This window comes from Cyanobium sp. FACHB-13342, from assembly GCF_014697415.1.
In the GTDB taxonomy this organism is placed as follows: Bacteria; Cyanobacteriota; Cyanobacteriia; order PCC-6307; family Cyanobiaceae; genus Cyanobium_A.
In genome coordinates this window covers 54,220-80,175 of the sequence record NZ_JACJRT010000001.1, presented here as the reverse complement: position 1 = coordinate 80,175, position 25,956 = coordinate 54,220, and the positions used below count along the sequence as shown (strand labels likewise).

The following is a 25,956-nucleotide window of genomic DNA, read 5'->3' as shown; positions in this document are numbered from 1 at the left end:
GAGGGAGATCAGCGCCGCTTGCGGGAATCGATCTGCAGCAGGTCGCGCACCTGCTGCACCTGGCGGGAGAGGGCGGGGTCACTGTTGAGTTTGCGGTCGATCTGCTCAACCGCGTACATCACCGTGGAGTGATCCTTGCCGCCGAAGGCTTCGCCGATGCGCGGCAGGCTGAGGTTGGTGCTCTGGCGCATCAGATACATGCCCACCTGGCGGGCCTGGCTCACGGCCCGCTTGCGGCTGGCGCTGCGCATCTCCTCCACCCCCACACCGAACACCTCGGCCACCTTTTCGATCACCTGGCTGGGTTTCACCTCCACGTCGCCGCCGGCGGGGTCGAGCATCGGCGCCACCGATTCCACCGTCATCGGCAGGCCGGTGATCGAGGCGAAGGCCACCGCCCGGGTGAGGGCCCCCTCGAGTTCCCGGATGTTGGAGGTGAAGCGGCCGGCGATGAACTGGATCAGGTCGCGGGGCAGCACCATCTGCTCCTGCTCGGCCTTCTTGTGGAGGATCGCCATGCGGGTTTCCAGGTCGGGCGCCTGGATGTCGGCGATCAGGCCCATCGAGAAGCGGGAGATCAACCGCTCCTGCAGCCGGGGGATCTGGCTGGGGGGGCGGTCGGAGGCGATCACGATCTGGCGACCCGCCTCGTGCAGGGCGTTGAAGGTGTGGAAGAACTCCTCCTGGGTGTACTCCTTGCCCTCGATGAACTGGATGTCATCCACCAGGATCAGATCGGCGGCGCGGTAGCGGTCGCGGAAGGCCTGCATGCCGTCCTTGCGGATTGCCTGGATCAGGTCGTTGGTGAAGGTTTCGGTGCTCACGTAGAACACCCGCGCCTCGGGGTTGATTTCCAGGCGGTAGTGGCCGATCGCCTGCATCAGGTGGGTCTTGCCCAGCCCTACGCCGCCGCAGAGGAACAGGGGGTTGAACTCCCGGCCGGGGGCCTCGGCCACCGCCAGGGCCGCGGCGTGGGCCATGCGGCTGTTGGGCCCCACCACGAAGCGGTTGAACACGTAGCGGGGGTTGAGGCCCGGGGCGAGTTTGCGTGGGGTCTCCCCCGTGGCCCGAGCCGACGCCGCCCGACCGGTGGGGCTTGTTGCCTGGTTGGCGGGGGTTGGTGGGGAGGCCGGAAGGCCATTGCTGGCCGGTGCGATCACGTCATCCCCGCTGGCGGCCGTGACCAGCACCTGCACCGGCCGTCCGGCGATCTCGCTGGCGACGGCCTCGATGGTGCCGAGATAGTTCTTGCGCAGCCAGCCGCAGGCAAAGCTGTTGGGTGCTTCGAGCTGGAGACGATCCGCGCTGAAGCCCTCGCAGCGGGCGGGCCGGATCCAGGTTTCAAAGGTGGGTTTGCTGAGGTTGGCCTGAAGGGCCTGCTGAACCTGGTGCCACAGCTCGTCTCCCTGCTGCTTCGATCGCTGCACCGATCCCTGCTGCACCGACCGCGCCGACTCGTGGGTGCCGAATCTACGCGTGGTGTTGCGGCCAGTCCGTCTTAAATGAACGGATTCAGACCTGGCCTCCATCCCGTCCCCATGCCGCGCCGTTTCCCCTCCCGTCGAATCGCGCTGATCGCCCCCGCCGCCTTGCTGCTGGTGGGTTGCAGCCAGGGCCTGCAAGGGCTGCCGGGTCGCAGCGGTGCCCAGACGCCGATCAGCGACGCGGCTCCCACCCCGCCCCTGCAGCAGGGCAACACCCTGATCGTGGATGCGGTGGCCAAGGTGGGGCCCGCGGTGGTGCGGATCGACACCGTCAAGCGGATGGTGAACCCCCTGGGCGGCCTGTTTGGCGGCGGGCCGACGATCCAGCAGCAACAGGGCCAGGGTTCGGGCTTTATCACCCGCTCCGATGGGGTGCTGCTCACCAACGCCCACGTGGTGGAGGGGGCCAGTGAGGTGACCGTGACCCTGCCCGATGGCCGCAGCTTCACCGGCAAGGTGCTCGGCAGTGATCCCCTCACCGACGTGGCCGTGGTGAAGGTGGTGGCCAGCAAGCTGCCGGTGGCCCCCCTGGGCGATTCCGCCAAGGTGCGGCCCGGGGAGTGGGCCATAGCCATCGGCAATCCCCTCGGCCTCGACAACACGGTGACCGCCGGGATCATCAGCGCCATCCAGCGCACCAATGCGGTGGGCGAGGGCCAGCGGGTGCCTTACATCCAGACCGACGCCGCCGTGAACCCCGGCAACAGCGGCGGACCGCTGATCAATGACCGGGGTCAGGTGATCGGCATCAACACGGCGATTCGCCAGGCGCCGGGGGCGGGGCTGAGCTTTGCGATCCCCATCAACGTGGCGCGCCAGATCGCCGCCCAGATCCTGGAGAAGGGCTCCGCCAGCCACCCCTACATCGGTGTGCGGCTGCAGGCCCTCACGCCCCAGCTGGCCCGGGAGATCAATGCCAGCACCGATGAATGCCGCCTGCCCGAGGTGAACGGGGTGGTGGTGGTGGAGGTGATGCCGGGCAGTCCGGCGGCCAAGGGAGGGCTCAAGCCCTGCGACCTGATCGACCAGGTGGGCGGCAAGGCGGTGAAGAACCCCTCGGAGGTGCAGCTGGCCGTGGACCAGGGCCGGGTGGGTCAGGCGCTGGGGGTGTCCCTGCGGCGCGGGGACCAGCGCTTGACCCTGGAGGTGAAGCCGGCGGAATTGCCGCGCCAGGGGTGAGGCGATCCGGCCGGGGCCAGCTGGTGGTGATGGCCCGCTGGCCCGCGCCAGGCCGCTGCAAGCGCCGCCTGGCCAGCAGCATGGGGGCAGTGGCGGCGGCTCGGATTCAGGCACGGCTCACCCGCCACACCTTGGCGGTCGCCCGCAGCCTGGCCAGCCAGCTGGACCTCGAGCTGGTGCTGGCCGTCGATGGGCTGGGTCCGAGGGCGGCCTGCCGCTGGGCCGCTGAGCTGGGGGCCGACCGCTTCCGGCTGCAGGGTCGGGGCGGCCTGGGGTTGCGGATGCACCGCCAGTTCCTGCGGGCGGCGGCCGAGGGGGCCGGGCGGGTGGTGCTCATCGGCAGTGATCTGCCCCGGCTGGAGGGCAGCGACCTGGCGGCGGCCTTCGAGGCCCTCAACCGCCGGCCCGCGGTGCTGGGGCCGGCCGACGATGGCGGCTACTGGCTGCTGGGCCTGCACCGGCCCGATCCCGCCCTGCTGGCGGGGATGGCCTGGGGCTCGGCCCAGGTGCTGGAGCAGACCCTGGCGGTGATGGCGCAGCGGGGCTTGGAGCCGGCCCTGCTGCCCTGCCGGGGCGATCTCGATCGGGGCGAGGACCTGGGGCCGTGGCGCTGAGGCTGCCGCCGATCTCCGTGGTGATCGCCGCGCGCAACGAGGCGCCGCGGTTGCCGGCGCTGCTGGCCGATCTGGCCGCTGCTCCGGAGCTGGTGGCGGAGGTGCTGGTGGTGGATGGGGCCAGCGGCGATGGCACCCGTCGCGTGGCGGCCCTGGCCGGGGCGCGGGTGTTGGTGAGCCCCCCCGGGCGGGGCCTGCAGCTGGCCTGCGGGATCGCCCGTAGCAGTGGCCCCTGGCTGTGGTTGCTGCATGCCGATGCCCGGCTGGAGGCCGGCTGGCGTCCGGCCGTGGCGGCGGCCCTGGGCCTGCCGGAGGCCGCCTGGTACTTCGACCTGGCCATCGACGGCCCCCACCCCGCCCTGCGGCTGGTGGAGATGGCCGTGGCCTGGCGCAGCCGCTGGCGCCAGCAGCCCTATGGCGACCAGGGCCTGCTGCTGCCAAGGCCGCTGCTGGATCGGGCCGGAGGGCTGGCTCCGCTGCCGCTGATGGAAGACCTCGACCTGGTGCAGCGCCTGCGGAAGCACACCCGGCTGCGGCCCCTGCAGGCCCGGTTGCGGGTGGATGGCCGGCGCTGGCGGGCCCTGGGGATTGGCCAGACGGCCCTGGCCAATGCCCGGCTGCGGCGCGCCTGGCGGCAGGGCGTACCAGCCGAACGGTTGGCGGCGCGGTACTACGGAGCTCCGGATTAGGGGGCGTACCAGAAGGCGCAGCGGCGCTGCAGGGGCTCCAGCTCCCAGCCCTGGGCGGCGTAGAAGGCCACCACTTCCGGGTCGGCGAACAGGCTCACCCGATCCACCTCCATGGTGCGCAGTTGGTCGAGCACGTAGACCATCAGTTGTTTCCCCAGCCCGGCGCCTTGGTAGAGGGGATGGACCGCCACATCCCAGACGGTGGCCTCCACCACGCCATCGCCGGTGCAGCGGGCGAATCCCACCAGCTTGGGCAGGCGGGGGTCGTGGCGCCAGAGGCCGACGCGCAGCAGGCTGTGTTGCAGGGCCTTGCGCACCCGGCGCAGGGGCCGGCGGCTCCAGCCCACCGCATCGCAGAGCTGCTCCAGCTCGATCAGGTCGATCTCCCGCTCCCGGCTCAGCACCAGGCTGAGTTCGGAGTTGGGAGTGGGGCAGAGCCGGTGCTGCTCCCCGTAGAGGCTGGTGAGGAGCTCGGCCGAGGCCACGACTGCCGCGTGCAACGCAATGGCACGATCCTGCCCGATGGCCGCCCAGGGTGCGACCGGTGGGCCAGCCTGGAGACTCCTGAGCCCGGATCCCTGGCCCACGCCACTTCACCGCCCCTGTTGGTGGCCCTGCATGGCTGGTTGCTGGCGGGGCGGCTGTGGACGCCGTTGGCCGAGGCCCTCGCCCCGGACTGGGAGCTCTGGGCCCCCGATCTGCCTGGCTTTGGCCACCGGCCGCGGCCGCGGGGCCTGCACGCCAGCCTGGCCAGCTACGGCCGCTGGCTGGCCCAGGCGGCGCGGGAGCAGGCGGGGGAGCGCCCGATCGTGCTGATGGGCCACTCGCTGGGGGGCAGCGTCGCCCTGCACGCCGCCCCCCACCTGGGGGATCAGCTGGTGGGCCTGGTGCAGATCGCCGCCGGTGGGGGGGTGTACCAGCCCCGGGCCTTTGCCCAGGTGCGGCGGGGTGGGGCCCTGTTTCTGCGCTGGCGGCCCGGCTGGCTGGCCGAGCTGCCGGGCAGCGATCCTTGGCGCAGCCCCCTGCTGGCCGAGCGTCGCGCCGCCCAGGGGCTGCTGGCCTGCAGCACCAACCGGGGGGCGGTGCGTCAGATTCCCCAGCTCACCGCCCGGCTGCAGGTGCCCAGCCTCTGGATCGCCGGCAGCCGCGACCAGGTGATGGAGCCCCGCTATGTGCGCCACCTGGCCGGCTATGCCGCCCAGCACCAGGTCGTGGAACTGGAAGGGGTGGGGCACCTGCCCATGCGCCAGAGGCCCGCCCAGCTCGCCGGGGTGCTGCGACCCTGGCTGGAGCAGCTCGGCTGAGTTCGGCTGACTTCGGCTGAATTCAGAGGGCCGCCAGCCCGCGCTCCTGCAGGTCGGCCAACTGGGCATACACCCCCCCCGCCTGGCGCAGTTCGGTGTGGGTGCCCTGCTCGATCAGGTGGCCCTTGCGCAGCACCAGGATGCGATCGGAGGCCTCCACCGTGGCCAGGCGGTGGGCGATCACGATGGCCGTGCGCTGCTGCAGCAGGCGGGCCAGGTCGCGCTGCAGGGTGGCTTCGGTGGAGGGGTCCATGAAGGCGGTGGCTTCATCCATCACCAGCACCGAGGGGTCGCGGATCGCCACCCGGGCCACCGAGAGCAGTTGGCGCTCGCCGGAGGAGAGGTTGCCGCCCCGTTCGCGCAGCTCGGTGGCCAGGCCATCGGGAAGGCGCCGCAGCAGGGGCTCCAGGCCGAGCTCGGCGCAGAGCTTCTGCAGGTCGTCGCTGCTGATCGGCGCATCGAGGCGCAGGTTGTCGGCCACGTTGCCGCTGAACAGAAACGTGTCCTGCAGCACCACCCCGAGCCGCTGGCGCAGGGTGGGAATGGGGAGCTGACGGATGTCGACGCCATCGAGCAGGATCCGGCCCTGCTGGGGCTCGTAGAGCCGGCAGAGCAGGCGGATCACGGTGGTTTTGCCGGAACCGGTGGGTCCCACCAGGGCCACGTGTTCGCCGGGGCCAATCCGGAAGGAGAGGTTGGTGAGGATGGGGTCGTCGTCCCGGTAGGCAAAGCTGACGTTGTCGAACACCACCTCGCCGGCACTGGCGCGTTGGCTGCCGCTCTGAATCGCCGCCGCCGTGCGCTCGCTGGAGGGCAGCTCGGCGATCTCGATGGGTTGTTCGAGCAGTTCGCCGATGCGTTCGACGGCGGTGAGGCCGCCCTGGATCTGGGTGAAGCGCTCCGCCAGCTGGCGCAGGGGATCAAACAGGCGCTGGGAATAGAGGATGAAGGTGGTGAGGGTGCCCAGGCCCATGGCGCTGCCGAGCACCATCCAGCCCCCGAGGGCCAGCACCACGGCCACGGCGCTGAGGGCCACCCACTCGATGAAGGCCGAGATGGCGCTGTCGTAGAGGATCGTGCCCGTCACCGCTTCGCGGTAGGCCGTGGTGACGCGGGAGAAGCGGGCACTGTTGGTGGCTTCCCGGCGGAACATCTGCACCACCTCCAGACCCTGCAGGTTTTCCTGCAGGTCGGCGTTGAGCTGGCTGAGCTCTTCCCGCACCCGGTAGTTGGCCGTGCGGTAGCGACCCTGTAGCCAGAGGATGCCCAGCACCACCGGCACCTGGCTCACCAGCAGCAGCAGGCCGAGGCGCCATTCGATCGAGATCATCGTGGCCGCGATCACCAGCAGGGTCACCAGGTCGGCGAGCACCCCCACGGCGCCGCTGCCGAACACCTCGGCCAGGGCGTCCACATCGCTGGTGAGGCGGGTGAGCAGCTTGCCGACGGGCGTGCGGTCGTGGAACCGCAAGGACAGCGCCATGGCATGGGCGAACAGGTCGTTGCGGATTCGGGCGGTGAGCCGTTGGCCGACGGCCTGGACGTTGAAGGTTTGGATGCCCTGCAGGCCGAGGCGCAGCAGCACCGCCAGCAACAGCAGCAGCACCAGTTGCTGGAGCGCCGCCGCCACCGACAGGCCGTTGAGCCAGGCCAGGGTGGGCTCGCGCCGCAGCACGGCAATCGCCTGGCCCACCAGCAGTGGCTGCACCGCGGCGGCGAAGGCCACGGGGATCAGCAGCAGCAGGGTGAGGCCGAGGCGGCGGCGGTCCTTGCCCAGGTAGGGCAACAGGCGGGTCAGGCGTTGCCGATCAAGGCGGGCCATCAGCGGCTCCGCTGCGGCACCGCCACCCCAAGGCGATCGACGAGCCCCTGGAGCACGCCGTCATCGAGGCGCAGGGCCAGGGGGTGGCCCACTAGTCGGGCGGTGCTGTGGAACAGGTCTTCGATGGCGATCAATCCGTTTTCCTCGAGGGTGCGGCCGGTGGCCACCAGATCCACGATCGCCTCACTCATGCCAGTGATCGGGCCGAGCTCCACCGATCCCGCCAGGTGAATCAGCTCCACCGGCAGATCGAGGGCATCAAAGAAGGCCTGGGCGCAGCCGGTGAACTTGCTGGCCACGCGGCAGTGGGCGGGGAGGTCTGCCGCCCGGCGGTAGCCACTGCTGGCCTTGACGGCCACGCTCATGCGGCAGCCGCCGAAGCCCAGATCGAGCAGCTGGGCCACCGGCAGCTGGTGTTCACGGATCACGTCGTAACCCACCACTCCGAGCTGGGCCTGGCCGTAGGCCACATACACCGGCACGTCGGCGTTGCGCACCAGCAGGGCCCGGGCCTGGCCGCAGGCACTCGGCACCATCAGCTGGCGGTTGCTGGGTTCCAGCAGGGCCGAGAAGTCGAGGCCGGCGGCGGCGAAGCGGGCCACCGAATCCTTGAGCAGGGCGCCTTTGGCGAGGGCGACGGTGATCATGGGGGTACGCCTCAGGCTGGACTTTAACGATGCAGCAACTCCGCGTTGGCCTGATCCCGGTGCTGCACGACAACTACGTGTTTGTGCTGCAGCGGCAGGGCCAGGCCGCCGTGGTGGATCCGGCCGTGGCCGAGCCGGTGATCGCCGCCCTTGAGCAGCAGGGGCTCGAGCTGGTGGCGATCCTGCACACCCACCACCACAGCGACCACATCGGTGGCACCCCCGGGCTGCTGGCCCGCTGGCCCGGTGCGGCGGTGCTGGCCAGCCGGGAAGACCGGGATCGGATTCCCCTGCAGACCCAGGGTGTGGCCGACGGCGACCGGTTTGCGCTGCTGGGGGAGCCGGTGGAGGTGCTGGCCGTGCCGGGTCACACCCGCGCCCACATCGCTTACCACCTGCCCGCCTCGGGCCATCTGTTCTGCGGCGACACCCTGTTCGCCGGCGGCTGCGGCCGCCTGTTTGAGGGCAGTGCGGCCCAGATGCGGGACTCCTTGCAGCGGCTGGCCGCCCTTCCCCCGGCCACCCGGGTGTGGTGCGCCCATGAGTACACCGAAGCCAATCTGCGCTGGGCCGCCGCCACCGTGGCCCCCCAGGACCCTTGCGCGGCGGCGGTTAGCGCCCGGTTGGCATCGGTGCGCCAGGCCCGGGCCCGGGGCGAGGCCACCATCCCCAGCACGGTGGAGCTGGAGCGGGCCACCAACCTGTTTGTGCGTGCCAGCAGCGCCGAGCAGCTCGCCAGCCTGCGGGCCAGCAAGGACCACTGGGCGGGCTAGGCGGGGCCGGCGTCGAGCACCCGCAGCGGCTCACGCGTGGGGAAGAGGATGCCCGTGGACCCGGGGCGCAGGCTGAGCTGGCAGCGCTGACCGCGGCCATATTCCGCCTCCAGGGGCAGCCGCAGCCGCAGTTTGAGGGTGCCGAGCTGCACCTGATAGAGCCATTCGCGGCCCAGAAATTCGCGGCCCTGCACCCAGGCTTCGCCGTCCCCATCGGGGAGGAGGGCGATGGCCTCCGGACTCACCAGCACCTCCAGGGGCTGCTCGCCTGGAGACAACGCCCCCTCGCTGCTGGCTAGATCGCCGAGGGGTGTGTGGATGCGGTTGCCCTGGGCGGTGGCGGGCAGCAGGTTGCCCTGCAACACGAAGCGCCCCACAAAGGCGGTGGCGGGTTGCTGCACCAGCTGGCGGGGCCTGGCGCACTGATGCAACACCCCATCGCGCAGCACCGCCACCCGATCGCAGATGGCCAGGGCTTCCTCCGGATCGTGGGTCACGATCAGGCCGCTGGCGCCACAGCGGGAGAGCACGGCGGGCAGTTCGCTGCGCAGCCGCAGCCGCACTTCCACATCGAGGTTGGAGAACGGTTCATCCAGCAGCACCACCGAGGGGCCGGGGGCGAGGGCCCTGGCCAGGGCCAGCCGCTGGCGTTGACCTCCGGAGAGTTCGTGGGGGTAGCGCTCCTCGAGTCCCTTGAGGCCGAGCAGCTCCAGCAGCCAACCGGCGCGGCTGGTGTCCTGGCCGCGCCGCAGCCCGAAGCAGGCATTGCGCCAGGCATCGAGGTGAGGGAACAGGGCGTAGTCCTGAAACACCATGCCTACGCCGCGGCGCTCGGGCGCTAGCCAGCGGCCCGGCCCGGCCACGGTGCGGCCATCGATGCAGACGGAACCCCGCTCCGGCCGTTCAAAGCCGGCGATCAGCCGCAGCAGGGTGGTTTTGCCGCAGCCCGATGGTCCCAGCAGGCCCACCAGTTCTCCCTGGCCGAGGGCCAGATCGATGCCCTGGAGGGTCCACTCCTCGGCGGCGGCGTTGGGGTAGCGGTGCCAGAGGCCCTTGAGCTGCACGTGCTCACGCACCGGCAACTCGGCAGGCATCAGCTCGGTCAGGGGGCTGGCGATCGGCGCAGGGCCGGCAAGGGCCATAAGCTCGGCCACCATCCTGACCTGGCATGAGCCCCACGATGCAGCCGGAAGCCGTGATCACCGCCCAAGCACCAGCTCCCGTGGGCCCCTACAACCAGGCGGTGAAGGCCGGTGGGGTGCTCTATTGCTCCGGCCAGATCGCCCTGGATCCGGCCACCGGGGCGATGGTGGGCGACGGCGACGTAGAGGCGGAGACCCGCCAGGTGTTGAGCAACCTCAAGGCCGTGCTGGCCGCGGGCGGCAGCAGCCCCCAGCTGGTGCTGCGCACCACCGTGTTTCTGGCGGATCTGGGCGATTTTGCCCGGGTGAATGGGATCTATGCCGAGGTGTTCGGCGAGGGGGTGTCGCCGGCGCGGGCCTGTGTGGAAGTGGCGGCCCTGCCCAAGGGGGCGCGGGTGGAGATCGATGCCATTGCCCTCACCTCCTGACGGAACCTGCCGGGATTCAGTGGGGGGGCTCGAGGGGGCAGTCCATCAGGCTTGCCGCCTGGGCATCCACGGCGCTGAGCCGCTGCAGGATCGCTTGCAGGTCGGGCGCTGAGAGCTCGCCATCCTGTCCCCACTTCATCACAGAGCGGCCGATGTCGGTGGAGTCGTCTGCTCCAGCACTGGAGCCGAAACCGGAGTGCATCGCCACGACCCAGACCTCCCTGAGGGATTCAAAAGTGTGTTGGTTTCAACACTAGCGAGCCATTGGGCGTCTGTCTGCTGGCGCTGGGGCGGTTCAGGCGAGGGGCAGGGGCTGGAAGAGGTCGCCCTGCACCAAGGTGGCCCAGCGGGCGCGACCGGCGGCGGCTTTGGCAGGGGTGGGGACGCGGCGTTTTGGGGCGGCGGAGGGGCGGTTGTTGATCGAAGGGGATGCGGATGCGAGGAGCCAGTCTTCGGCGCGGAAGACGGCGTAGGGGGAGCAGGCGGGCACGGCGCAGGCGCGTATGGATACACATGTACTACTCAAGATTTCCGCGAGTGTCAAGCGCCGCTGGGCTGTCTTTGGTCGGGCTGGTGGCACCGGGATGATTGAGCCAGCTGTTGGTTGTGGTTATGGCGAGGTCGGCAGGGGTGCTGCTTGCTCTGGGGCTCGCGCTGATGCCGCCGGCGCAGGCCGACGACGGCCACGGCGGCACGGCCCAGGGAGTGACGGTGCAAACCCTGGCCCGCAGCGATCGCTCCTGGGATGGGGCCCTTCTGCCGCCGCTGGCTGCAGTCCAGCCGGAGGTGTCTGTACTGCGGATCACAGTGCCTCCAGGCGTGAAGCTGCAGCGCCACCTGCACCCGGTGATCAACGCCGGCGTGCTGTTGCAGGGGCGGTTGCGGGTTGAGGGAGACGACGGCGCCACCCTGTTGCTAGAGCCCGGTCAGGCCTTGATCGAAGTGGTCAACACCGTGCATCGGGGCGTGAGCCTCGGGCCCGATCCCGCGGTGATCGTGGTGGTTTACGTCGGCCCGAAGGGCCAGGCCACCACCCTTCCTGTTGCCCCCTAAGCTCCAAACGACGGGGCGTGGCGCAGCTTGGTAGCGCGGGTGCTTTGGGAGCACTAGGTCGCAGGTTCGAATCCTGTCGCCCCGACTTCTCAGATCGACTGCAGCGCAAGGGTTTTGCGCCGTCTGCCTTGCGACCTAGGTGCTCGGGCCGACAGCCGACGCCGACAAAACGCCGACAAATGAACCCAGAACAGCTTCAGAGCCTTGCTGTGCTGGCACTGGCGATGGTGCCGGTGGCTCTGCTGTGGTGGGTCTGGATCCGGATGCTGGACTGATTGCCGCTTTGCCCAGCTCACCTCTCACGCCTAAGCCACGCCGCCAGCAGCTTGTGGCGGTCCTGACCGTCGAGCAGCTCTGCCGGCACTGCTGACAGCCTTCCCTTGGGGTGCTGCGCTCGGGCGATGTCATGGGCGTGGGTAAGGCCCTGTCGCCATCCCCTGGTTCAAGCGCGTCCTGGCTTGACGTTTCGCGCAACTCTTGCAATAAAGCGCACGGGAAGCGGATCAGTTCAACCGAGTCCTGTCGAGGGGGTGCCACGCATCCCTTCACCCCTACACCGTGAGCCACGCGGCAAGCCCCGCCAACGGCCGCAGGCTCTGTTTTTGCACGTCGGTCATGCCGGTCTGTGACATCGGCTGCATGCCGGTGCAGCCGATGGTCAGCACGAGGTCACTGGCGGCGCGAGGGTGAACCCAGTTGCTTTCACCGTCATGTTCCGGCTTCACGGAGATCATCAGAGCCTCTTGGCAGCCCTGGCTTGCCACTGGGTTGATCAACAGCTCTGCATCCCAGTGAGAGAGGTCACAACACCAGCGCCAGCTAGTCCGAACCGGAGCACGGCAGGTCGCGGCATAGCTTCTCGGCAGTGAAGCGCTCCCTGTCTCGCCAGCCCCCTAATACCTCTTGCGCTGTACCGGACTCCTTTACCCACAATCTGGCCAAGATGGGATTAGCAGCTCAGCGGAGGTGCCGATGGCCCGGTTTCTGAATGGTTGCGGCGCAGGGAGTCGTCGATCGTTGAAAGCCCTCGCCCCAGCGGCAGCGGCTTTGCTGGTTTTGGCGAGCACAGTTCAGGCGGGCCCCAGCGCCCCTGGCGCTGGATCTGTCACCCAGGCTCCAAACACCGCGATGCCGCCCGGCCGTGGTTGGAGCGGTATGCCGATGGGCCAGCGTTCCGCTGATGCCCATTTCATCGTGATGATGATTCCCCACCACGACGGGGCAATCGCCATGGCGGAGCTGGCTCTGCAGCGCTCCAAGCGACCGGAGATTCGACGCCTGGCGGAGAAGATCCGCACCAGTCAGAGTCAGGAAAATGCCCAGATGCGCCGCTGGTATCGCCAGTGGTACGGCAGCGATGTGCCGACTTGGCCAGGTCCGGGCTGGGGCCAAGGGATGGGCATGAGGGGTGGCATGGGTATGGGAATGCCGGGCTTTTCCACCAGTCTCGATGCCCTGCGCCGAGCACCCGACTTCGATCGAGCCTTCCTGGAGCAGATGATCGCCCACCACCGCATGGGCGTGATGATGGCGTCCCATGCCGAGTGGGGCACCGTCCATCCCGAGCTGCGGGAGTTGGAAGCGGCGATGGTGCGGGTGCAGAGCGAAGAGATCGATCAAATGGCCCGGTGGTATCGCCAGTGGTTCGGCACGGCGAACCGATGAAGCCGCCGGGGAGATGGTGAGCAGGTTGACCTGCTGATCCGCGCCTTTTGGTCACAGCAGGTGGGAAACGGTGGTTTATCTAAGTTGACGAGCTCGCATTTTCGTGCCCCTTGATGTGGAGTCTGTTGGTGTAGATCATCCAAACAATTAGGACTGATAGCAGCGCACTGAAATAGCACCAGACTGAAGCGAAAGTTTCGCGGTAGGCCCATTCCGCAACCAGGCCGCTGCCCAGCAGTGCCACCCCGAAGATCCGCATCCAAATGTAGGGCAGGAGCAGAAGCGGTAGGCCAACCACAGCGGCATAGATGAAGCGAATCGAATCCGCTTCGCCGCCGCCCACCAGCAGCTTTAGGCCGTAGTCGATTGACCCGTGTACCACCACCGGTTCGAACCGCGTTGGCTGAAAGAGCAGTGGCAGCCAGAGCAATGTTCCCAGCATCAGTCCCATCCCCTGAAGCGTCCAAAGCAGCTTCCGGTCAGGCTGACGACGATGCTGGGGCCAGAGGCATAAGGCCACATGGGGAATCCAGATCGGCCAGAAGGCCAGGGCAAAGAACAGATAGCCCAGGGCTCCTCCCTTCAGGAGCGGAGTTGCAGGCCCATGGTTGAGTCCAAGCCATACCACCCCTTCAAGGGCCTGCTGCAGGCCAAAACCCACCGGCATCAGCGCCAGGGGAAGTAGTTCAGGACGATGATCTCGCCGTGACTGCGCTACAGCGCTGATGCCCAGTGGCAGCAGCAGCGCTGCAGTGGTGAAGCTGGCGGCGGCTGAGAAACACATCGCACGCCGGGCCTCTTAGGTGTAATTCACCCTAGTTGTCATTCCCCTTCCGCACTTGCCCACTTCGCGACGGGGCTCGGCGTCCTTGGCCACGACCACTTCCCGATGGCCAGCGCGAGTTTGAAGATCACCGGCACCTCTTCTCTGCCTGAACCGTATCCAGGCCGAAAAACCGTGACCGCAATCCTCAGCAGCGCGGCGGTCTGCGTGGTGCCGCCCGATGCGTCAGCGGTGTTTCAGCACGAGGGGGTGCGCTTTGTGGCCTGTCCCGCCAACTGCTGGGGGAGAGGCGGCCACAAAATCCAGTGCATCAGCAGCGGAGGTCGCTTTGGCATCCCCTTCTGCGCCCAGGCCAATCGGCCGTTTGTGATCACCTTCCCCGCCCATGGCCCCTGCGTGTCGACGCCAGCGGCCCACTGCAGCTGAGGCTGGAGTGTTCTGAGCAGCGATCAACAAGCGCAGCGCCTCGCCATAGTTCGGCACGGTTGGAAGAGGAGGCGCACCATGACGCTCCAGGACCAAGGCGATACGGCGAGTAGCCAGGGGCAGACGCTCACTGGGAATCGCGGGAAAAGCGTGGTGGGCGGAGTGGTGAGGAAGCCCTCCTAGCAGGGCATTGAGCCACCTGCCTGCGTTGATGGTGCGGCTGGTATAGAGCTGCGTCAGCAACTGGGCTTCCCCGGCTCGCCACAACAGGTGATGTTCCACCATGCCGCGAAACTGCACCATCGCGCCGATCACACGCTCCAGCAGTAGCCAGAACAGCAGGTACCTCCCCAACTCACCCTGGGTCAGAGCGATGAGGAGCATGGCCGTGTGCACGGCCGTCACGCCGGCCCCGTCGATGAAACGCGCTCGAACCAGTCCCTGATCTTGTTGCTGAAGCAAGAGGCCCTTGTGCGCTACATCAACGATCAAGCCCACGCCTCCCAGCACGCCAACACGCCAGCCGAGCAGATGGCGCTGCACCAGGCGCCTCAGTGGTCCCGCCGCCAGGCGCTCCTGGAGGAGGGGTGTGGTGCGCTCCGGATCCCGCGAATCGCAGCCATTCCAGCGGTGATGCAGATGATGCAGTCGTGCATAGGTGAAATAGGGCCAGGCCATCGGCCAGCTGAGCAAACACCCCAGCAACGGCTCCAGCGTCCGGCAACCCAGCAGGGTGCCATGCACCATCTCGTGGGTGGCGATCAGCAGCAGGCCATAGGCCACACCGGCGATGAGGACGGCTCCGATCGCGGCCCCTCCAATGGGCAGTCGCCAGTAGAGCCAAGCGCCGCCAAGTAGCAAGGCGCTCAGCGCTATGAGGCGGAGGGTGGCCCTGGCTTTCTCTCCGGTGGTGGGAGCAGCTCCGAGGTCCCTCACCACTGCGCAGAGATCACGGACCAGTGGGGTAGCGGTCAGCGACGCCATCGTTTCCGGGGCGAGACACTCATTCTGATCCAGATTTCGCCTTACGGGCGGCCCCAATACCGCTTTGATTCAGACAAATGCATCAAATGCATAGCGCACACATAACTACAAGTTTGGTGGACTGAAATCGCTGGAGGATCTACTTTGCCCACCCAACAAGTGGCACAGCCGAACAGCTAATCCCAGGGATTATCCATGTCTCGCATACATCTATGCATTGCGGGCGCCATCTCTGATCCGCCGAGGTTTTGAAGTCTCCGCCCCTCTGCCTTTGATGACCGCATCCCCCACGCCCACCATCGGCGCCCGGCGCATGACGGGCCTCTGGATCCTCCTGATCGGGATCTTCGTGGTGGATGTGGCCATGCCACTGGACGTCGAACTGCTGCCCTACTTCTGGCTGCCACTGGTGTTTGCCGCAGGCTTCGCCGATCTAAAGCCGCTACGGCGGATGACCCTGGCCAGCATCGGGTTGGCGCTGATTGCGGAGCAGCGCTGGGCGCACCTGCAAACGCCGCAGGTCCTGGAGCAACTGGCCCTGCTAGTCGTGGTTGGCGTAGTCAGCCTGAGCGTCGCCGCCAAACGGGCTCGGGCCCACCGGATTCAGCGCGAGTCGGAGAAGAACTACCAGCTGCTGGCCGAAAACGCCTGCGATGTGGTGTTCCGGGCCAGCCGGCAGGGGGGGCTGGAGTGGATCTCCCCATCGGTCACGCGGTTGCTTGGCTGGACACCCGCCCAGATGATTGGCAAACCCTTCAGGGAGTTTGTTCACCCCGACGATCTGGAGCTGTTGCAGAGGGTTCAAGCCGCCTTTGCCCAGGGCGAAGAACCGCAGTTTCGGCTGCGGGTGCGCCGGGCCCAGGGGGGATACCGCTGGGTGGAGGTGAACGCCCGGGGGGCCCGCGATGGCGGGCCGGACGTGCTGGCGATCATCGGCAGCTGGAGCGACATCGAGGCAAAGGTGGCGGGTGAGCAGGCCATGACCCAGACCCTGGCGCGCCTGAAGGCCACCCTCGATTCCTTACTCGATCCCCACGTGGTGCTGAAGGCCCGCCGCAATGCCATGGGGGCGATTGAGGACTTCACCTACGTAGAAGCCAATGGGGCCGCCTGCCGTTACAACCTGCTCAGCCACGACGAGCTGATCGGTCGCACTGTCTTGGATGTTCTGCCGGGCCACAGCGCCAGAGGGCTGTTGGCGCTGTACATCCAGGCGGTGGAATCCGGCGAGCCGTTGGTGCTCGATGACTACCCCTATCCCCACGAGATCCTGGGCCAGACCCGCCGCTACGACATCCGTGCCGTACCCCAGGGCGAGGAACTCGTTTACACCTGGCGTGATGTGACCGAGCGCTACGAGAGCCTTCGCGAGCTGGCGGCCTCCGAGGAGGCCTACCGGCTGCTGGCCCTGAACGCGTCGGATGTGGTGGTGCGCCTCCGGAATGACGTGATCACCTACGTGTCGCCCTCCCTGGCTGGGGCCCTGGGTTGGTCTCCAGAGGAGTGGCTGGGCCGATCCTCACGGGAGGTGCTCCACCCAGACGATCTCCTGGAATACGCCAACAACCTGGAAGCCATCGCCGCAGGCCAGTGCGTCGTGTGCCGCCACCGGATCCGCGCCAAGGACAACAGCTGGCACTGGGCCGAACTGCATGTGGGCCCCTACCTCGACAGCCAGAACTGCCTCGATGGCATGGTGGCCTCCTTTCGGCTGATCGATCGGGAAATGGCGGCCTGGCACGAACTGGAGCGCCATGCCCGCACCGATGCACTCACCGGTCTGCTCAACCGCCGGGAGGTTCTGGAGCAGATCCACGCCTTGTCCTCCCCCGACCAGCGCAGCGGCGAACAGACGGCGCTGTTGTTCTGCGACCTCGACCACTTCAAGGGCATCAATGACCGCTGGGGCCATGCGGCCGGCGACCAACTGCTGCGCACCGTGGCCAGCCGCATCCAGGCGTGCCTGCGCAGTGAAGATGTGGCGGCCCGGATGGGGGGTGACGAGCTGCTGGTGGTGTTGAAGGGGGTGCAGAACCTCGACTGCGTTTTGGTGATCGCTGAAAAAATCCGCAACTCCGTGCAGGATCCGGTGCCTACTACGGCGGGCGACCTGCAGATCACCCTCAGCATTGGCGCCACCCTGGTGGTGCCTGGCGAAAGCAGTGACGCCATGATCGACCGGGCGGATACCGCCATGTATCAGGCCAAGCAGACTGGCCGCAACCGGGTGATCGGCTTCTCGTGAGCGCTGCATACGCCACCCTGGTTATCCCCGGTACCGGCCCCCAGCTGGTGGCTTGATTTGATGCCCTGCTGGCGGCCTGCGATGGATCCACTTGACGCAGCACAGCGCTATCAAACCGCAAGCGGCCTGAGAACAGCCCTACAACACACTTCAAAGACAAGACAAGCAACCCGCTCGCTTGATCCAGCGACTGCATATAAATATGCTCGCCTCTTTGGCGGCTTTCAGGATTTTTTCGGATAAATTTGTGTTGACTTTGTGGCAGTCAATGCTGCGCAGTCCTGGCTCTTTCTTATAATTACTACAGGAATACGAAGGTCAGCCCATGGAGGTCTCGCGCAGGCCCGGAAGCCAGATTCTTGCTCTAAGTGAAGATGAGGCCTCGACGCTACTCGAAGCCTGCTCGCTGCTGGTCCAGATGGCAAAGAACATGCCACATGGCCAGCTCAGCCCGAAGATATCGCAGCTTATGTCTGCTCTTTTTACTGGTTTTGGTCAGGGAACCATCCAACGCAGATACGCCCTGCTGTTCCCATCGGACGGGGTTGTGATGCAGTGCGGAGAGGATGGCGAAAAGCGAACTCTGATTATCAGTGACGCAGAGATGGAGCTTTTGGTCGAACTGTGCCGCGTCGGCTCGGTGGTGTTTCAGGTTGATTCGTCGCCTAAGGACAAAGGCGAGATCTTGGCTTTCTTGTCAGAGTTGCAGCATTCACTTGCGCCAGTCAACCAGCGCTAGCTCTTTAGTCTCATCAGGTTTGTTGGCTAAGCAGCTCACTCAGCCACTGCTGGGCTGATCTACCAGCCCTTTCAGCCCAGTGTGCTCATCAAGCGATCTTGGGCCTACAATTTGGATTGAGCATCCAGCCGATCTGGATATGACTGAGAATCTTGAGAACGAATTAAGCGCGGCCGATGCCGTCATCGGCCTGGACCTTCTCATAGCCATGCACCTTGAAGCAAATAACTCTGTGGTAATGAGAGAAGACTTGGTGCACGACGAAAATCTCGACTTGGTTTTGAACGATGTACTGGGCATCGGTCCTGATAGCAGCTCTAGCAGTGAAGACCCTTCTAGCAGTATTGATTCATACTTGCCCGCTGAAGGCCTTTCTAGTGATCCATTCCCAGATCTTGTTCATCACGACCAATTCGGCCACGGATTTCCCCATGTTGCTTCTGACTCTGCTCACCCTTTGCTGTGACACGTTCGCGCTGAGATCTGTGATCACTATTGTGTTGGGCGGTGCAGAGAGTTATTTGGTTCTTCCCACAACTCTTGTGCACCCTCTCGCAGGAGGGATCGTCCTCTGACCATCACACAAAAAGGTCACTGGTGATTGGATCGGCTCATCAGCAAGTGCACCAGCGCATCGAGACTGGCCCTAACGCTGCAGGAATGGGAGGGCCGCAAGCAGGATGCCCACTAGCAACTGCCCCACGAAGCCCGGTAAGTCGTAAGGCTCCACGATCAGTAGCAGTCCGCAGAGCATCTGGAGGCCCGCAGCCTGTTTGCGGCCGTAGAGCAGGTAGGCCGAGCCCAGGAGACTCAGCATCACGTTGAGGAACAGATCCTGAGGCTGCACGGCTAAGCAGCGGCTGCAGTCAGTTTGGAGGTGTCAGCCCCTGAAACCGAGCCGGTCGCCCAGGTCGTCGGTTTAGCTGGGCCGCCAACAGCATGGCCACTCCCGTGGTCACCAGCACGGCGAGCATCTGGATTGGCTGCAGAGGAGCCAAACGCAGCACCGTTTGCAGGCTGGGTGACACCAGCAGAATCAGCCATAGGCCGATGCCGATGCCGGCCCCTGCGGCAGTCAGCCAGGTGGCAGCGCCGCTGTTGAGCCATACCAGACCACCGCCGGCCAATAGCAACAGGGAGAACACCAAGCTGCGGCGCACCTCCAGGTCGCATGCGGGCCAAAAGGCCAACACCAGGGCCGCCAGCATCACCACCGATCCCTGGCTCAGGGCCTGGCGCCAGGTGCTGGTGCCAAACAGCGGCGCCTCGGCGGGTCGAGGAGGCTGACGCATCAGGCCCGCAGCCGGCGGCAAGGCCTCGAACACCACCGTGCAGGCCGGATCAATCACCAGGTGCAGCAGGGCGATGTGCACCGGCAACAGGATCAGGCTCTGCCCTGGGAGCAGCAGCGGCACCAACCCCAACACCGCGATCGGCAGGTGGATGGCCAGGGTGTAGGCGAAGGCGCGATGGAGATTGGCATCGACGCGCCGTCCCAGTTCGATCGCCGCCACCAAGCTGCTGAAGGAGTCGTGCAGCAACACCAGATCGGCCGATTCCCGGGCGACGGCCGTGCCGCGCTGGCCCATGGCCACACCGATGTCAGCGGCCTTGAGGGCGGGCGCGTCATTGACGCCGTCACCGGTCATGGCCACCACTTCGCCGGCGGTCTGGAGGGCCCGCACCAGCTCCAACTTCTGCGCGGGCATCACCCGGGCGAACACCGAGACATCGCGCACGCGGCTCGCCAACGCCGCCGGGGTCAACCCCTGCAGGTCGGCCCCAGAGAGAACAGGGCCGGCGGGCAGGCCCGCCTGATCGGCGATGGAGCGGGCTGTGATGGGCCCGTCCCCGGTGAGCATCACCACCTTGACGCCGGCCCGCTGGGCCGTGGCGATGGCGGCTGGAACCTCAGCGCGTAGGGGATCCGCCAACCCCAGCAGCCCCATGGGCTGGAACAGGAAGTCGTGGACGCCAGCCGGTGGACTCGGCTCGGCCGGCGGCTCCAGCTCGGGATGCAGCGGAGCACCGTGAAGACTGGAGGCCACCGCCAGCACCCGCAGGCCCAGACCCGCAAGGGCATCGGCCGCTGCCAGGAACGCGGCCGAGGCATCCGGATCAAGATGGCAGAGGTTGGCAATGGCTTCCGGCGCCCCCTTGGCTGCCACCTGCCAGCCAGCGGAGGGGTCACGCCACAGCTGGGAGAACACAAGCAGCTCCGGCTCCAGGGGGTACTCCCGCTCCAGGGGCCAATCGGGATGAAGGTGCTCGGTGTGGGTGAGGTGATCGGAGGCCAGCCGTTGGATCGCCAGTTCCATTGCATCCACCGGGTCGTGGCGGCTGGCCAGCACCGCCAGCTCCAGCAGCCGATGCCAGGGCTCGGCCAGGGGCTCACCGGCGCTCCACAGAGCGCCATCGGGCCAGCTGAGCAGGCGCTGCACTGCCATCCGGTTCTCTGTGAGGGTGCCGGTTTTGTCGACCGCCAGCACCGTGGCGCTGCCCAGGCTCTCCACCGCCGCCGGCCAGCGCGCCAACACACCGATCCGCGCCAGGCGCAGGGCCCCGAGGGCCAGAAACAGGGCCAGCACCACCGGGATCTCATTGGGCAGCACCGCCAGGGCCAGCGCTAGCGCCGCCAGCAGCGCCTGCACCCAGTTCCCGGTGAAGCCACCCTGCAGCACGGCCAAGGCGGCGCAGAGCCCGAGAGCCAGCACCGTCAACCGTGCCGTGAGTCGTCGCGTCTGGCGTTGCAGCCGGGTCGGCGGGGGCGTCACCGTTGCAAGGCTTTGGCCCAGACGCCCCAGCTCCGTGGCCGCCGCGACGGCTTCCACTTCAGCCCAACCTCGACCACTGGCCACCAGCGAACCGGCCAGCACCGGCTCCCCAGGGTTCTGGCGCTGCACCGGCAGCGATTCACCGGTGAGCAGGGATTCATCGAGCCAGAGGCCCAGGGATTCCGTGAGCCGGGAATCGGCCGCGACCCGATCGCCTTCCTCCAGGCGCAGGAGATCCCCCACCCGCACCTGGTCGGGGGCCAGCTCCAGCAGCTCCCCATCCCGACGCACATGGGCCCGGGGAGCCGAGAGACGGGCCAGCTCAGCCAACGCCCGGCTGCTGCGTCGCTGTTGGAGGGCATCCAACAGGGTGATGCCCAGCACGAAGACCAGCAGGATGGCCGCTTCCTCCGGCTCGCCGATGAGGGCGTAGATCAGCGCGCAGGCGAGCAGCAGCAGATTGGTGGGCTCCAGCAAGGCCATGGCCCTAGGGCTGCTGGTCCCTGCTTAGCGCGATCCGCCAGCCGCCGCAGGGGAAATGGCACGGTGGCGCTGGTCACAGCGTCGCCTATGACGACGGCAACGCCTGCCCCTGGATTGAGGTGCCATGAAGCTTCTGGTGGTGGAAGACGACCCCCCGCTGCAGTCAGCCCTGCTGCGTCTCCTGGCTCAGTGGGGATATGCAGCCGAAATGGCATCCACCGCTGGAGAGGCCCTGGGCTGGCTGGAGCGCGAGCTGTTCGATCTGGTGCTGCTCGATCTGGGTCTGCCCGATTGCGATGGCCTCTCCCTCTGCTGCCAGCTGCGCCGCCTCCCCATGCATCAGCCTCTTGTGCTGATGCTCACCGCGCGGGACGAGCGGGCAGACAAGGTACGGGGCTTCGAGGAGGGGGCCGACGACTATGTGGTCAAACCCTTCGATCCGGAGCTGTTGCGCGCCCGGTTGCAGGCCCTGTTGCGCCGGGCACACCGGCCGCTGCAACTCGAGCTGGTCTTCGGACCGGTGCGCCTTGTGGCCGGCCAGACCAACGCTGCTGTGAACGGCGCCTCCCTGGAACTCACGCGCAAGGAAGCGCTGCTGCTTGAGCAGCTGCTGCGGGCCGCCGGCGACAGCCGCAGCAAGGGACAGCTGCTGCATGGCATCAGCGATGGCCGCCGCGAGGTGGGCGAGGACGCCCTGAGAGCCCACATGCGCAACCTGCGTCAAAAGCTGACGGGTGCCGGCTGCCATCCCAACCTGATTGAAACGGTGTATGGCGTTGGCTACCGGCTCAATCCCACGGTTTCCTGTTGATCCCTTGCCACCTGATCCATTGCAGCTGCGGCGCCGCCTGGCCCTGCAGGGGGGAGGCTTTGCATTGCTGCTGCTGGCGGCATTCTCCGGGTCCCTGTACTGGGGGATCGCCAGCCAGCGCCAACAAGATCAGCGCACCGAACTGCGCCAGCTGGCGGGCAGTGCAGCGGCCCAGCTGCCGCTGATCGCCCACGAGACGCGCGAGGCGGAGGGGCGCGCCAAGTTCCGTGCCGGGCCCCGGCTGATCGACTCTCCAACCCTGCAGCAGCAACGGCTGCAATGGTTCGATGCCCAGGGGGCTCTTCTCAGCGAGCAGGGCGGCCTCACCGTGCCTTCCCTGTCAGGTCAGCCGGCTGGCGCTCTGGCATCCGCCCGCGGGATCCGAGTCCCCAGTCGGGCGCTCTGGCAGCGCTGGCCGGGGGGGATGAGCCTCTGGCAACCGGTCGACAGCCAGGCCGAACGGCTTGGCTATGTGCGGGTGGCCCTCTCCGATCAGGCCGCCCGGGCCGATCTGTCCCGGCTCAAGCGCGGGCTGCTGCTGGGCGGTGTCGTCACGGTGCTGGCGGCGTTGCTGGTGGGCCGCCGCATGCTGCGGATGGCCTTCCTCCCCCTGCAGCGTCAGGTGAGCGCCTTGCAACGGTTTACCGCCGACGCCTCGCACGAACTGCGCCACCCGCTCACGGCCCTACGCACCCAGCTGGCGGCGGTGCCGCCGGAGCTGCGCCAGCAGCCGGCCCTGGCCTGGGGTGAGCTCGACGGCCTCAGCCGCCGCATGGGCGAGCTGCTCGATGATCTGCTGCTGCTCGCTCGCCAGGAGCAGGCCGGCCTGGACGGGCCGCTCAGCACGGCGGAGCTTCAGGAGTTTGACCTGCTGGAGCTGCTGGAGGACCTGCTTCGCTGCTACGCGCCCCAGGCAGCTGCCCGTTCCGTCCGCCTACAGCTCAGTCCAGACCCGGCAACCCAGAGCGTCCCCTTCCGTGGGCAGAGCGAGCCGCTGCTGCGGCTGTTCACCAACCTGCTCCTCAATGCCATCCGCCACAGCCCCGAGGGGGGCACGGTCTCGCTGCAGGTGAGCAGGGCAGGTCGTCTGATCCGGGTGACGGTGGCCGACCAGGGCCCTGGCATCCCGCTGCAGGAACGCGAGCAGGTGTTCGAGCGCTTTTGGAGCGGCACCGACCGCGGCGGTCACAGCGGTCTGGGCCTGGCGATCGGCCGCGCCATCGCCCGCCGCCATGGCGGCGAACTGCGCATCGGCGAGAGCCGAACGGGCCGCTGCGAGCTGGTGGTGGAGCTGCCCCCCACGGACGCTCTATGAAGCGTCGCCAGAGCCGCAAACCTCATGACTTCTTCATGGGGTGTGCCGCACTCTGATGCGATGAGCGCACCTCTTCCCTCCGATCCCGGCGTGGCGGCCTTCGGGGCCAGCCTCACCGCCATCACCCTGGCCGAACTGGGTGACAAGACCTTTTTCATGGCATTGATCCTGGCGGCGCGCCACCGCGGCCGGAATGTGTTCATCGGCGCCTTCACGGCGCTCACCGCCGTCACCCTCCTTTCGCTGGGCCTGGGTTATGGCCTGCGCGAGCTGCTGCCGCCCACGGTGGTGCCCTGGCTGGCGGCGGCGCTGTTCCTGGGCTTCGGGGTCAAGCTGCTGATCGATGCCCAAGGCATGCGGGCCGATGAGGCGGACGAGGAAGAGCAGGAAGCTGAGCAGGCAATCAACGAGGCCGAAAGCCGCCGCCGCATCAGCACCACCTGGGCGGTGATCTGGGAAGCCTTCGTGCTGGTGTTCCTCGCTGAGCTGGGCGATCGCACCCAGTTCACCACCATCTTTCTGGCCACGGCGCCGGCGTTCACATTCGCGGGCCTGCTGGCCGGCACCCTGCTCGGGCATGCCCTGGTCACCTGGTTGGCGGTCGGGGCCGGCAAGTGGATCGGCGGCCGCATCAGCGAGAAACTGCTCTATCGACTCAGCGGCGGACTGTTCCTGGTGTTCGGTCTGTTCTCGCTCAAGCAGGCCCTGGGTTGACTGAGGTCTGCTGACGATCCCGATGTTGTTTGCCTCTCCCCGCCACTTCATGCTCCTGTCGGTGGCCGCAGCGGTGGCCACCATCGTTCTCAAGACCTGGGCTTGGCGCCTGACCGGTTCGGTGGGCCTGCTCTCCGATGCGATGGAGTCGGGAGTGAATCTGGTGGCGGCGCTCGGTGCCTTCTGGGCGCTGACGTTGGCCGCCAAGCCAGCCGATCGCAGCCACCACTACGGCCATTTCAAGGCCGAATACTTCTCCAGCGGTCTGGAGAGCGTGCTGATCGTGGCGGCCGCCCTGGCGATCATTTATGCCGCCATCGGCCGTCTGCAGGAGCCCCAGCCGCTGGAGCAAGTGGGCCTAGGCCTGGCCATCTCCCTACTGGCAACGGCCCTCAACGGCCTGGTGGCCTGGGTGTTGCTGAAAGCCGCGAACCGCTTTCATTCGATCACCCTCCGCGCTGATGCCCACCACCTGCTGACCGACGTCTGGACCTCCGCAGGCGTTGTGCTGGGCATCGGTCTGGTGAAGCTGACGGGGTTGACGATCCTTGACCCCCTGATCGCGATCGGGGTGGCGCTCAACATCATTGTCACGGGCTGGAAGCTGTTTCACGAAACCGCCTCCGGTCTGCTCGATCGCTCGCTGCCGGACGAGGAACAACGCCAGCTGGAGCAGCTGCTCGCCTCACACGAAACGGAGCAGATCCGCTTCCATGCCCTGCGCACCCGCGTGGCCGGCTCTCGCCGCTTCGTGTCGTTCCACGTCCTGGTTCCCGGTCACTGGAGTGTCCAGCAAGGGCATGACCTGTGCGAGCTGCTGGAGCAAGAGATCGCCACGGCACTCACCCGCACCCACGTGCTGACCCATCTCGAGCCGATCGAGGACCCCACCTCCTGGGATGACCAGAACTTCCGCTGGGAGCAGGGCTGAGCCCTTGGGACCCCAGCCCTCCGAAGACCGTTCCGCTGAGTCCTGAATCCCATCCCCGCCATGCCCCGTCCCTACCAACCCTCGCTGCTGCGACTGCTTCACGGCGTCACCGCCTTGATGGTGCCACTGGCCTGGATCACGGGACTGCTGGTCTATTCCAGCCATGACGGGCGCTTCGGGCGGCTGCCGTTCGCGCTTCCCGGTGAGTGGATCGATATCCACGGCACGGTCGGGCTGATTCTCTGGCCGGTCGCTCTGCTGTTCGGCCTCTATGCCCTCACGGCCGGCCAGCCTCGCTTGCGCCAGCCAGCCAATGCCATCGCTCTGCTGGCCCTGGTCCTGGCTGTGGGCAGCGGCAAGTTGATGGACGAGGACTGGCTGCGCGACGGCCAGTTCGATCACCTCGTCTACGGCGTGCATCTGCTGGCATGGCTGCTGATCGCCCTGGCCATCGCCATGCATGTTGGTTCCGTGCTGCGGCGCGGTGGCCTGCCGCTGGCCCGGTCGATGGCCAGCCTGCATCTGCGCTCCGGAGATCTTCCCGGCAACTGGTTGGATCAGATCCGCAGGTCTCTCAAGATCGGCCGCTGAGACAGCTTCACTGAAATGTGCGGCAGCCTGGAGCTTTCCCGAGTGGCGAAGCGACCTCGACACAACAAAGCCCGGAGCGTTGGCCCCGGGCGTTTGTCTGCTCAGCCGTGGTGCCTTCCCAAGGGGGTTGGGCGCAGCTTTGCTGTCGGTTGATCGTTTTCAGATCAAAGAGTCTTCAGTTGTGGTCGGAGCTGCTGGCGCTGGCACCTGGGGCCAGGTGTCGAGGGTGACGTTCCGTCAGGTCCGGGGCACCTAGGGCGATGCAGTGGACGGCCGTTGCGGCCTGGAACATCAAGGATCCGTTGAGAGTGTTGGAGCAGGGGCCGGATCGTCAGCGCGCTCCTATCTGGTGCTCAGGG

At 67.1% G+C, this 25,956-nt stretch carries 28 protein-coding genes and 1 tRNA gene; 17 read left to right on the top strand and 12 right to left on the bottom strand.

All coding sequences use genetic code 11. From position 1 onward, the window contains the following. Positions 1-8 precede the first annotated feature (8 nt). Positions 9-1,442, bottom strand: a complete 1,434-nt coding sequence (gene dnaA, locus H6G16_RS00470; protein WP_347238738.1) for a chromosomal replication initiator protein DnaA — start codon at positions 1,440-1,442, stop codon at positions 9-11. 96 nt (positions 1,443-1,538) lie between these two features. Between dnaA and H6G16_RS00465 the strand changes: the two genes are divergently transcribed. Genes H6G16_RS00465 through H6G16_RS00455 form a run of 3 tightly spaced genes read left to right on the top strand, consistent with a single transcriptional unit; the run spans position 1,539 to position 3,966 of the window. Next, positions 1,539-2,663, top strand: coding sequence for a trypsin-like peptidase domain-containing protein (locus H6G16_RS00465; RefSeq protein ID WP_190388366.1), 1,125 nt, complete (start codon positions 1,539-1,541; stop codon positions 2,661-2,663). Then, positions 2,660-3,277, top strand: coding sequence for a TIGR04282 family arsenosugar biosynthesis glycosyltransferase (locus H6G16_RS00460; protein ID WP_347238737.1), 618 nt, complete (start codon positions 2,660-2,662; stop codon positions 3,275-3,277). The genes H6G16_RS00465 and H6G16_RS00460 overlap by 4 nt, the downstream gene beginning before the upstream one ends. Next, positions 3,268-3,966 (top strand): TIGR04283 family arsenosugar biosynthesis glycosyltransferase, encoded by a 699-nt coding sequence (locus H6G16_RS00455; RefSeq protein ID WP_190388365.1) that lies wholly within the window; start codon positions 3,268-3,270, stop codon positions 3,964-3,966. The genes H6G16_RS00460 and H6G16_RS00455 overlap by 10 nt, the downstream gene beginning before the upstream one ends. Here the strand turns inward: H6G16_RS00455 and H6G16_RS00450 are convergent. Beyond that, entirely contained in the window at positions 3,963-4,451 is a 489-nt protein-coding gene (locus H6G16_RS00450; protein ID WP_190388364.1) for a GNAT family N-acetyltransferase, read from the bottom strand. The genes H6G16_RS00455 and H6G16_RS00450 overlap by 4 nt on opposite strands. 9 nt (positions 4,452-4,460) lie before the next feature. Between H6G16_RS00450 and H6G16_RS00445 the strand changes: the two genes are divergently transcribed. Continuing rightward, positions 4,461-5,270, top strand: coding sequence for an alpha/beta fold hydrolase (locus tag H6G16_RS00445; protein WP_347238736.1), 810 nt, complete (start codon positions 4,461-4,463; stop codon positions 5,268-5,270). Between the two features lie 22 nt (positions 5,271-5,292). On the opposite strand, the gene H6G16_RS00440 is transcribed toward H6G16_RS00445, so the two are convergent. Continuing rightward, a complete protein-coding gene (locus H6G16_RS00440) occupies positions 5,293-7,092 on the bottom strand; it encodes an ABC transporter ATP-binding protein (RefSeq protein ID WP_190388363.1) in 1,800 nt (599 codons plus the stop codon). Further along, positions 7,092-7,739: an ATP phosphoribosyltransferase gene (gene hisG, locus H6G16_RS00435; RefSeq protein ID WP_190388362.1), complete on the bottom strand. Its 648-nt coding sequence runs from the start codon at positions 7,737-7,739 to the stop codon at positions 7,092-7,094. The genes H6G16_RS00440 and hisG overlap by 1 nt, the downstream gene beginning before the upstream one ends. Positions 7,740-7,768: 29 nt before the next feature. Between hisG and gloB the strand changes: the two genes are divergently transcribed. Then, entirely contained in the window at positions 7,769-8,512 is a 744-nt protein-coding gene (gloB, locus tag H6G16_RS00430) for a hydroxyacylglutathione hydrolase (RefSeq protein WP_190388361.1), read from the top strand. On the opposite strand, the gene H6G16_RS00425 is transcribed toward gloB, so the two are convergent. After that, positions 8,509-9,606, bottom strand: coding sequence for an ABC transporter ATP-binding protein (locus tag H6G16_RS00425; RefSeq protein WP_190388454.1), 1,098 nt, complete (start codon positions 9,604-9,606; stop codon positions 8,509-8,511). The genes gloB and H6G16_RS00425 overlap by 4 nt on opposite strands. A 74-nt stretch (positions 9,607-9,680) precedes the next feature. On the opposite strand from H6G16_RS00425, the gene H6G16_RS00420 reads away from it, so the two are divergent. Then, complete coding sequence (locus H6G16_RS00420) at positions 9,681-10,082, top strand: Rid family detoxifying hydrolase (RefSeq protein WP_242036060.1); 402 nt, start codon at positions 9,681-9,683, stop codon at positions 10,080-10,082. A 16-nt stretch (positions 10,083-10,098) separates the two neighbouring features. Here H6G16_RS00420 and H6G16_RS00415 read toward each other — a convergent pair whose 3' ends face one another. Together H6G16_RS00415 and H6G16_RS00410 are read right to left on the bottom strand one after the other, a co-directional pair. After that, a complete protein-coding gene (locus tag H6G16_RS00415) occupies positions 10,099-10,284 on the bottom strand; it encodes a hypothetical protein (RefSeq protein ID WP_190388360.1) in 186 nt (61 codons plus the stop codon). Between the two features lie 93 nt (positions 10,285-10,377). After that, positions 10,378-10,572, bottom strand: coding sequence for a hypothetical protein (locus H6G16_RS00410; protein WP_190388359.1), 195 nt, complete (start codon positions 10,570-10,572; stop codon positions 10,378-10,380). A 167-nt stretch (positions 10,573-10,739) separates the two neighbouring features. On the opposite strand from H6G16_RS00410, the gene H6G16_RS00405 reads away from it, so the two are divergent. Continuing rightward, positions 10,740-11,135, top strand: coding sequence for a cupin domain-containing protein (locus H6G16_RS00405; RefSeq protein ID WP_190388358.1), 396 nt, complete (start codon positions 10,740-10,742; stop codon positions 11,133-11,135). An 11-nt stretch (positions 11,136-11,146) separates the two neighbouring features. Beyond that, positions 11,147-11,220, top strand: a tRNA-Pro gene (locus H6G16_RS00400). A gap of 466 nt (positions 11,221-11,686) precedes the next feature. Here the strand turns inward: H6G16_RS00400 and H6G16_RS00395 are convergent. Next, on the bottom strand, positions 11,687-11,911 hold the full coding sequence (locus H6G16_RS00395; RefSeq protein ID WP_190388357.1) for a hypothetical protein: 225 nt from the start codon (positions 11,909-11,911) through the stop codon (positions 11,687-11,689). A gap of 385 nt (positions 11,912-12,296) precedes the next feature. On the opposite strand from H6G16_RS00395, the gene H6G16_RS00390 reads away from it, so the two are divergent. Then, positions 12,297-12,800: a DUF305 domain-containing protein gene (locus H6G16_RS00390; RefSeq protein WP_242036059.1), complete on the top strand. Its 504-nt coding sequence runs from the start codon at positions 12,297-12,299 to the stop codon at positions 12,798-12,800. Positions 12,801-12,879: 79 nt separating this feature from the next. Here the strand turns inward: H6G16_RS00390 and H6G16_RS00385 are convergent, their stop codons facing one another. Both H6G16_RS00385 and H6G16_RS00380 read right to left on the bottom strand, forming a co-directional pair. Continuing rightward, on the bottom strand, positions 12,880-13,584 hold the full coding sequence (locus tag H6G16_RS00385) for a DUF6629 family protein (RefSeq protein ID WP_190388355.1): 705 nt from the start codon (positions 13,582-13,584) through the stop codon (positions 12,880-12,882). A gap of 225 nt (positions 13,585-13,809) precedes the next feature. Then, positions 13,810-14,994: a fatty acid desaturase gene (locus H6G16_RS00380; RefSeq protein WP_190388354.1), complete on the bottom strand. Its 1,185-nt coding sequence runs from the start codon at positions 14,992-14,994 to the stop codon at positions 13,810-13,812. 274 nt (positions 14,995-15,268) lie between these two features. Here H6G16_RS00380 and H6G16_RS00375 point away from each other — a divergent pair, with 274 nt between their 5' ends. The 3 genes from H6G16_RS00375 (at position 15,269) to H6G16_RS00365 (ending at position 18,444) form a co-directional block, all read left to right on the top strand. After that, a complete protein-coding gene (locus tag H6G16_RS00375) occupies positions 15,269-17,239 on the top strand; it encodes a sensor domain-containing diguanylate cyclase (RefSeq protein ID WP_190388353.1) in 1,971 nt (656 codons plus the stop codon). A 325-nt stretch (positions 17,240-17,564) separates the two neighbouring features. Continuing rightward, positions 17,565-17,978 (top strand): hypothetical protein, encoded by a 414-nt coding sequence (locus H6G16_RS00370; protein WP_190388352.1) that lies wholly within the window; start codon positions 17,565-17,567, stop codon positions 17,976-17,978. Positions 17,979-18,117: 139 nt separating this feature from the next. After that, complete coding sequence (locus H6G16_RS00365; RefSeq protein ID WP_190388351.1) at positions 18,118-18,444, top strand: hypothetical protein; 327 nt, start codon at positions 18,118-18,120, stop codon at positions 18,442-18,444. Positions 18,445-18,624: 180 nt separating this feature from the next. On the opposite strand, the gene H6G16_RS00360 is transcribed toward H6G16_RS00365, so the two are convergent. Next, positions 18,625-18,825: a hypothetical protein gene (locus tag H6G16_RS00360; protein WP_190388350.1), complete on the bottom strand. Its 201-nt coding sequence runs from the start codon at positions 18,823-18,825 to the stop codon at positions 18,625-18,627. A gap of 19 nt (positions 18,826-18,844) precedes the next feature. Further along, positions 18,845-21,235: a cation-translocating P-type ATPase gene (locus tag H6G16_RS00355; protein ID WP_190388349.1), complete on the bottom strand. Its 2,391-nt coding sequence runs from the start codon at positions 21,233-21,235 to the stop codon at positions 18,845-18,847. A 124-nt stretch (positions 21,236-21,359) separates the two neighbouring features. Here H6G16_RS00355 and H6G16_RS00350 point away from each other — a divergent pair, with 124 nt between their 5' ends. From H6G16_RS00350 to H6G16_RS00330, 5 genes are read left to right on the top strand one after another with little or no spacing between them, the layout of a single operon-like run. Further along, entirely contained in the window at positions 21,360-22,046 is a 687-nt protein-coding gene (locus H6G16_RS00350; RefSeq protein ID WP_190388348.1) for a response regulator transcription factor, read from the top strand. 4 nt (positions 22,047-22,050) lie between these two features. Next, positions 22,051-23,361, top strand: coding sequence for a sensor histidine kinase (locus tag H6G16_RS00345; protein WP_190388347.1), 1,311 nt, complete (start codon positions 22,051-22,053; stop codon positions 23,359-23,361). A gap of 60 nt (positions 23,362-23,421) precedes the next feature. Next, positions 23,422-24,075 carry a TMEM165/GDT1 family protein gene (locus H6G16_RS00340; RefSeq protein WP_190388346.1) on the top strand — a complete coding sequence of 218 codons (654 nt, stop codon included), beginning with the start codon at positions 23,422-23,424 and terminating at the stop codon, positions 24,073-24,075. Between the two features lie 22 nt (positions 24,076-24,097). After that, entirely contained in the window at positions 24,098-25,006 is a 909-nt protein-coding gene (locus H6G16_RS00335; RefSeq protein WP_190388345.1) for a cation diffusion facilitator family transporter, read from the top strand. A 60-nt stretch (positions 25,007-25,066) separates the two neighbouring features. Continuing rightward, positions 25,067-25,597 carry a cytochrome b/b6 domain-containing protein gene (locus tag H6G16_RS00330; RefSeq protein ID WP_190388344.1) on the top strand — a complete coding sequence of 177 codons (531 nt, stop codon included), beginning with the start codon at positions 25,067-25,069 and terminating at the stop codon, positions 25,595-25,597. The last annotated feature ends 359 nt before the right edge of the window (positions 25,598-25,956 follow it).

Excerpts from the sequence above, each read along its gene's own strand:
- H6G16_RS00465 (WP_190388366.1), top strand. The coding sequence starts at position 1,539 with ATGCCGCGCCGTTTCCCCTCCCGTCGAATCGCGCTGATCGCCCCCGCC.
- H6G16_RS00440 (WP_190388363.1), bottom strand. The coding sequence starts at position 7,092 with ATGGCCCGCCTTGATCGGCAACGCCTGACCCGCCTGTTGCCCTACCTG.
- hisG (WP_190388362.1), bottom strand. The coding sequence starts at position 7,739 with ATGATCACCGTCGCCCTCGCCAAAGGCGCCCTGCTCAAGGATTCGGTG.
- gloB (WP_190388361.1), top strand. The coding sequence starts at position 7,769 with ATGCAGCAACTCCGCGTTGGCCTGATCCCGGTGCTGCACGACAACTAC.
- H6G16_RS00425 (WP_190388454.1), bottom strand. The coding sequence starts at position 9,606 with ATGCCTGCCGAGTTGCCGGTGCGTGAGCACGTGCAGCTCAAGGGCCTC.
- H6G16_RS00420 (WP_242036060.1), top strand. The coding sequence starts at position 9,681 with ATGAGCCCCACGATGCAGCCGGAAGCCGTGATCACCGCCCAAGCACCA.
- H6G16_RS00415 (WP_190388360.1), bottom strand. The coding sequence starts at position 10,284 with ATGCACTCCGGTTTCGGCTCCAGTGCTGGAGCAGACGACTCCACCGAC.
- H6G16_RS00405 (WP_190388358.1), top strand. The coding sequence starts at position 10,740 with ATGCCGCCGGCGCAGGCCGACGACGGCCACGGCGGCACGGCCCAGGGA.
- H6G16_RS00390 (WP_242036059.1), top strand. The coding sequence starts at position 12,297 with ATGGGCCAGCGTTCCGCTGATGCCCATTTCATCGTGATGATGATTCCC.
- H6G16_RS00385 (WP_190388355.1), bottom strand. The coding sequence starts at position 13,584 with ATGTGTTTCTCAGCCGCCGCCAGCTTCACCACTGCAGCGCTGCTGCTG.
- H6G16_RS00380 (WP_190388354.1), bottom strand. The coding sequence starts at position 14,994 with ATGGCGTCGCTGACCGCTACCCCACTGGTCCGTGATCTCTGCGCAGTG.
- H6G16_RS00375 (WP_190388353.1), top strand. The coding sequence starts at position 15,269 with ATGACCGCATCCCCCACGCCCACCATCGGCGCCCGGCGCATGACGGGC.
- H6G16_RS00370 (WP_190388352.1), top strand. The coding sequence starts at position 17,565 with ATGGAGGTCTCGCGCAGGCCCGGAAGCCAGATTCTTGCTCTAAGTGAA.
- H6G16_RS00365 (WP_190388351.1), top strand. The coding sequence starts at position 18,118 with ATGACTGAGAATCTTGAGAACGAATTAAGCGCGGCCGATGCCGTCATC.
- H6G16_RS00355 (WP_190388349.1), bottom strand. The coding sequence starts at position 21,235 with ATGGCCTTGCTGGAGCCCACCAATCTGCTGCTGCTCGCCTGCGCGCTG.
- H6G16_RS00350 (WP_190388348.1), top strand. The coding sequence starts at position 21,360 with ATGAAGCTTCTGGTGGTGGAAGACGACCCCCCGCTGCAGTCAGCCCTG.
- H6G16_RS00340 (WP_190388346.1), top strand. The coding sequence starts at position 23,422 with ATGAGCGCACCTCTTCCCTCCGATCCCGGCGTGGCGGCCTTCGGGGCC.
- H6G16_RS00335 (WP_190388345.1), top strand. The coding sequence starts at position 24,098 with ATGTTGTTTGCCTCTCCCCGCCACTTCATGCTCCTGTCGGTGGCCGCA.
- H6G16_RS00330 (WP_190388344.1), top strand. The coding sequence starts at position 25,067 with ATGCCCCGTCCCTACCAACCCTCGCTGCTGCGACTGCTTCACGGCGTC.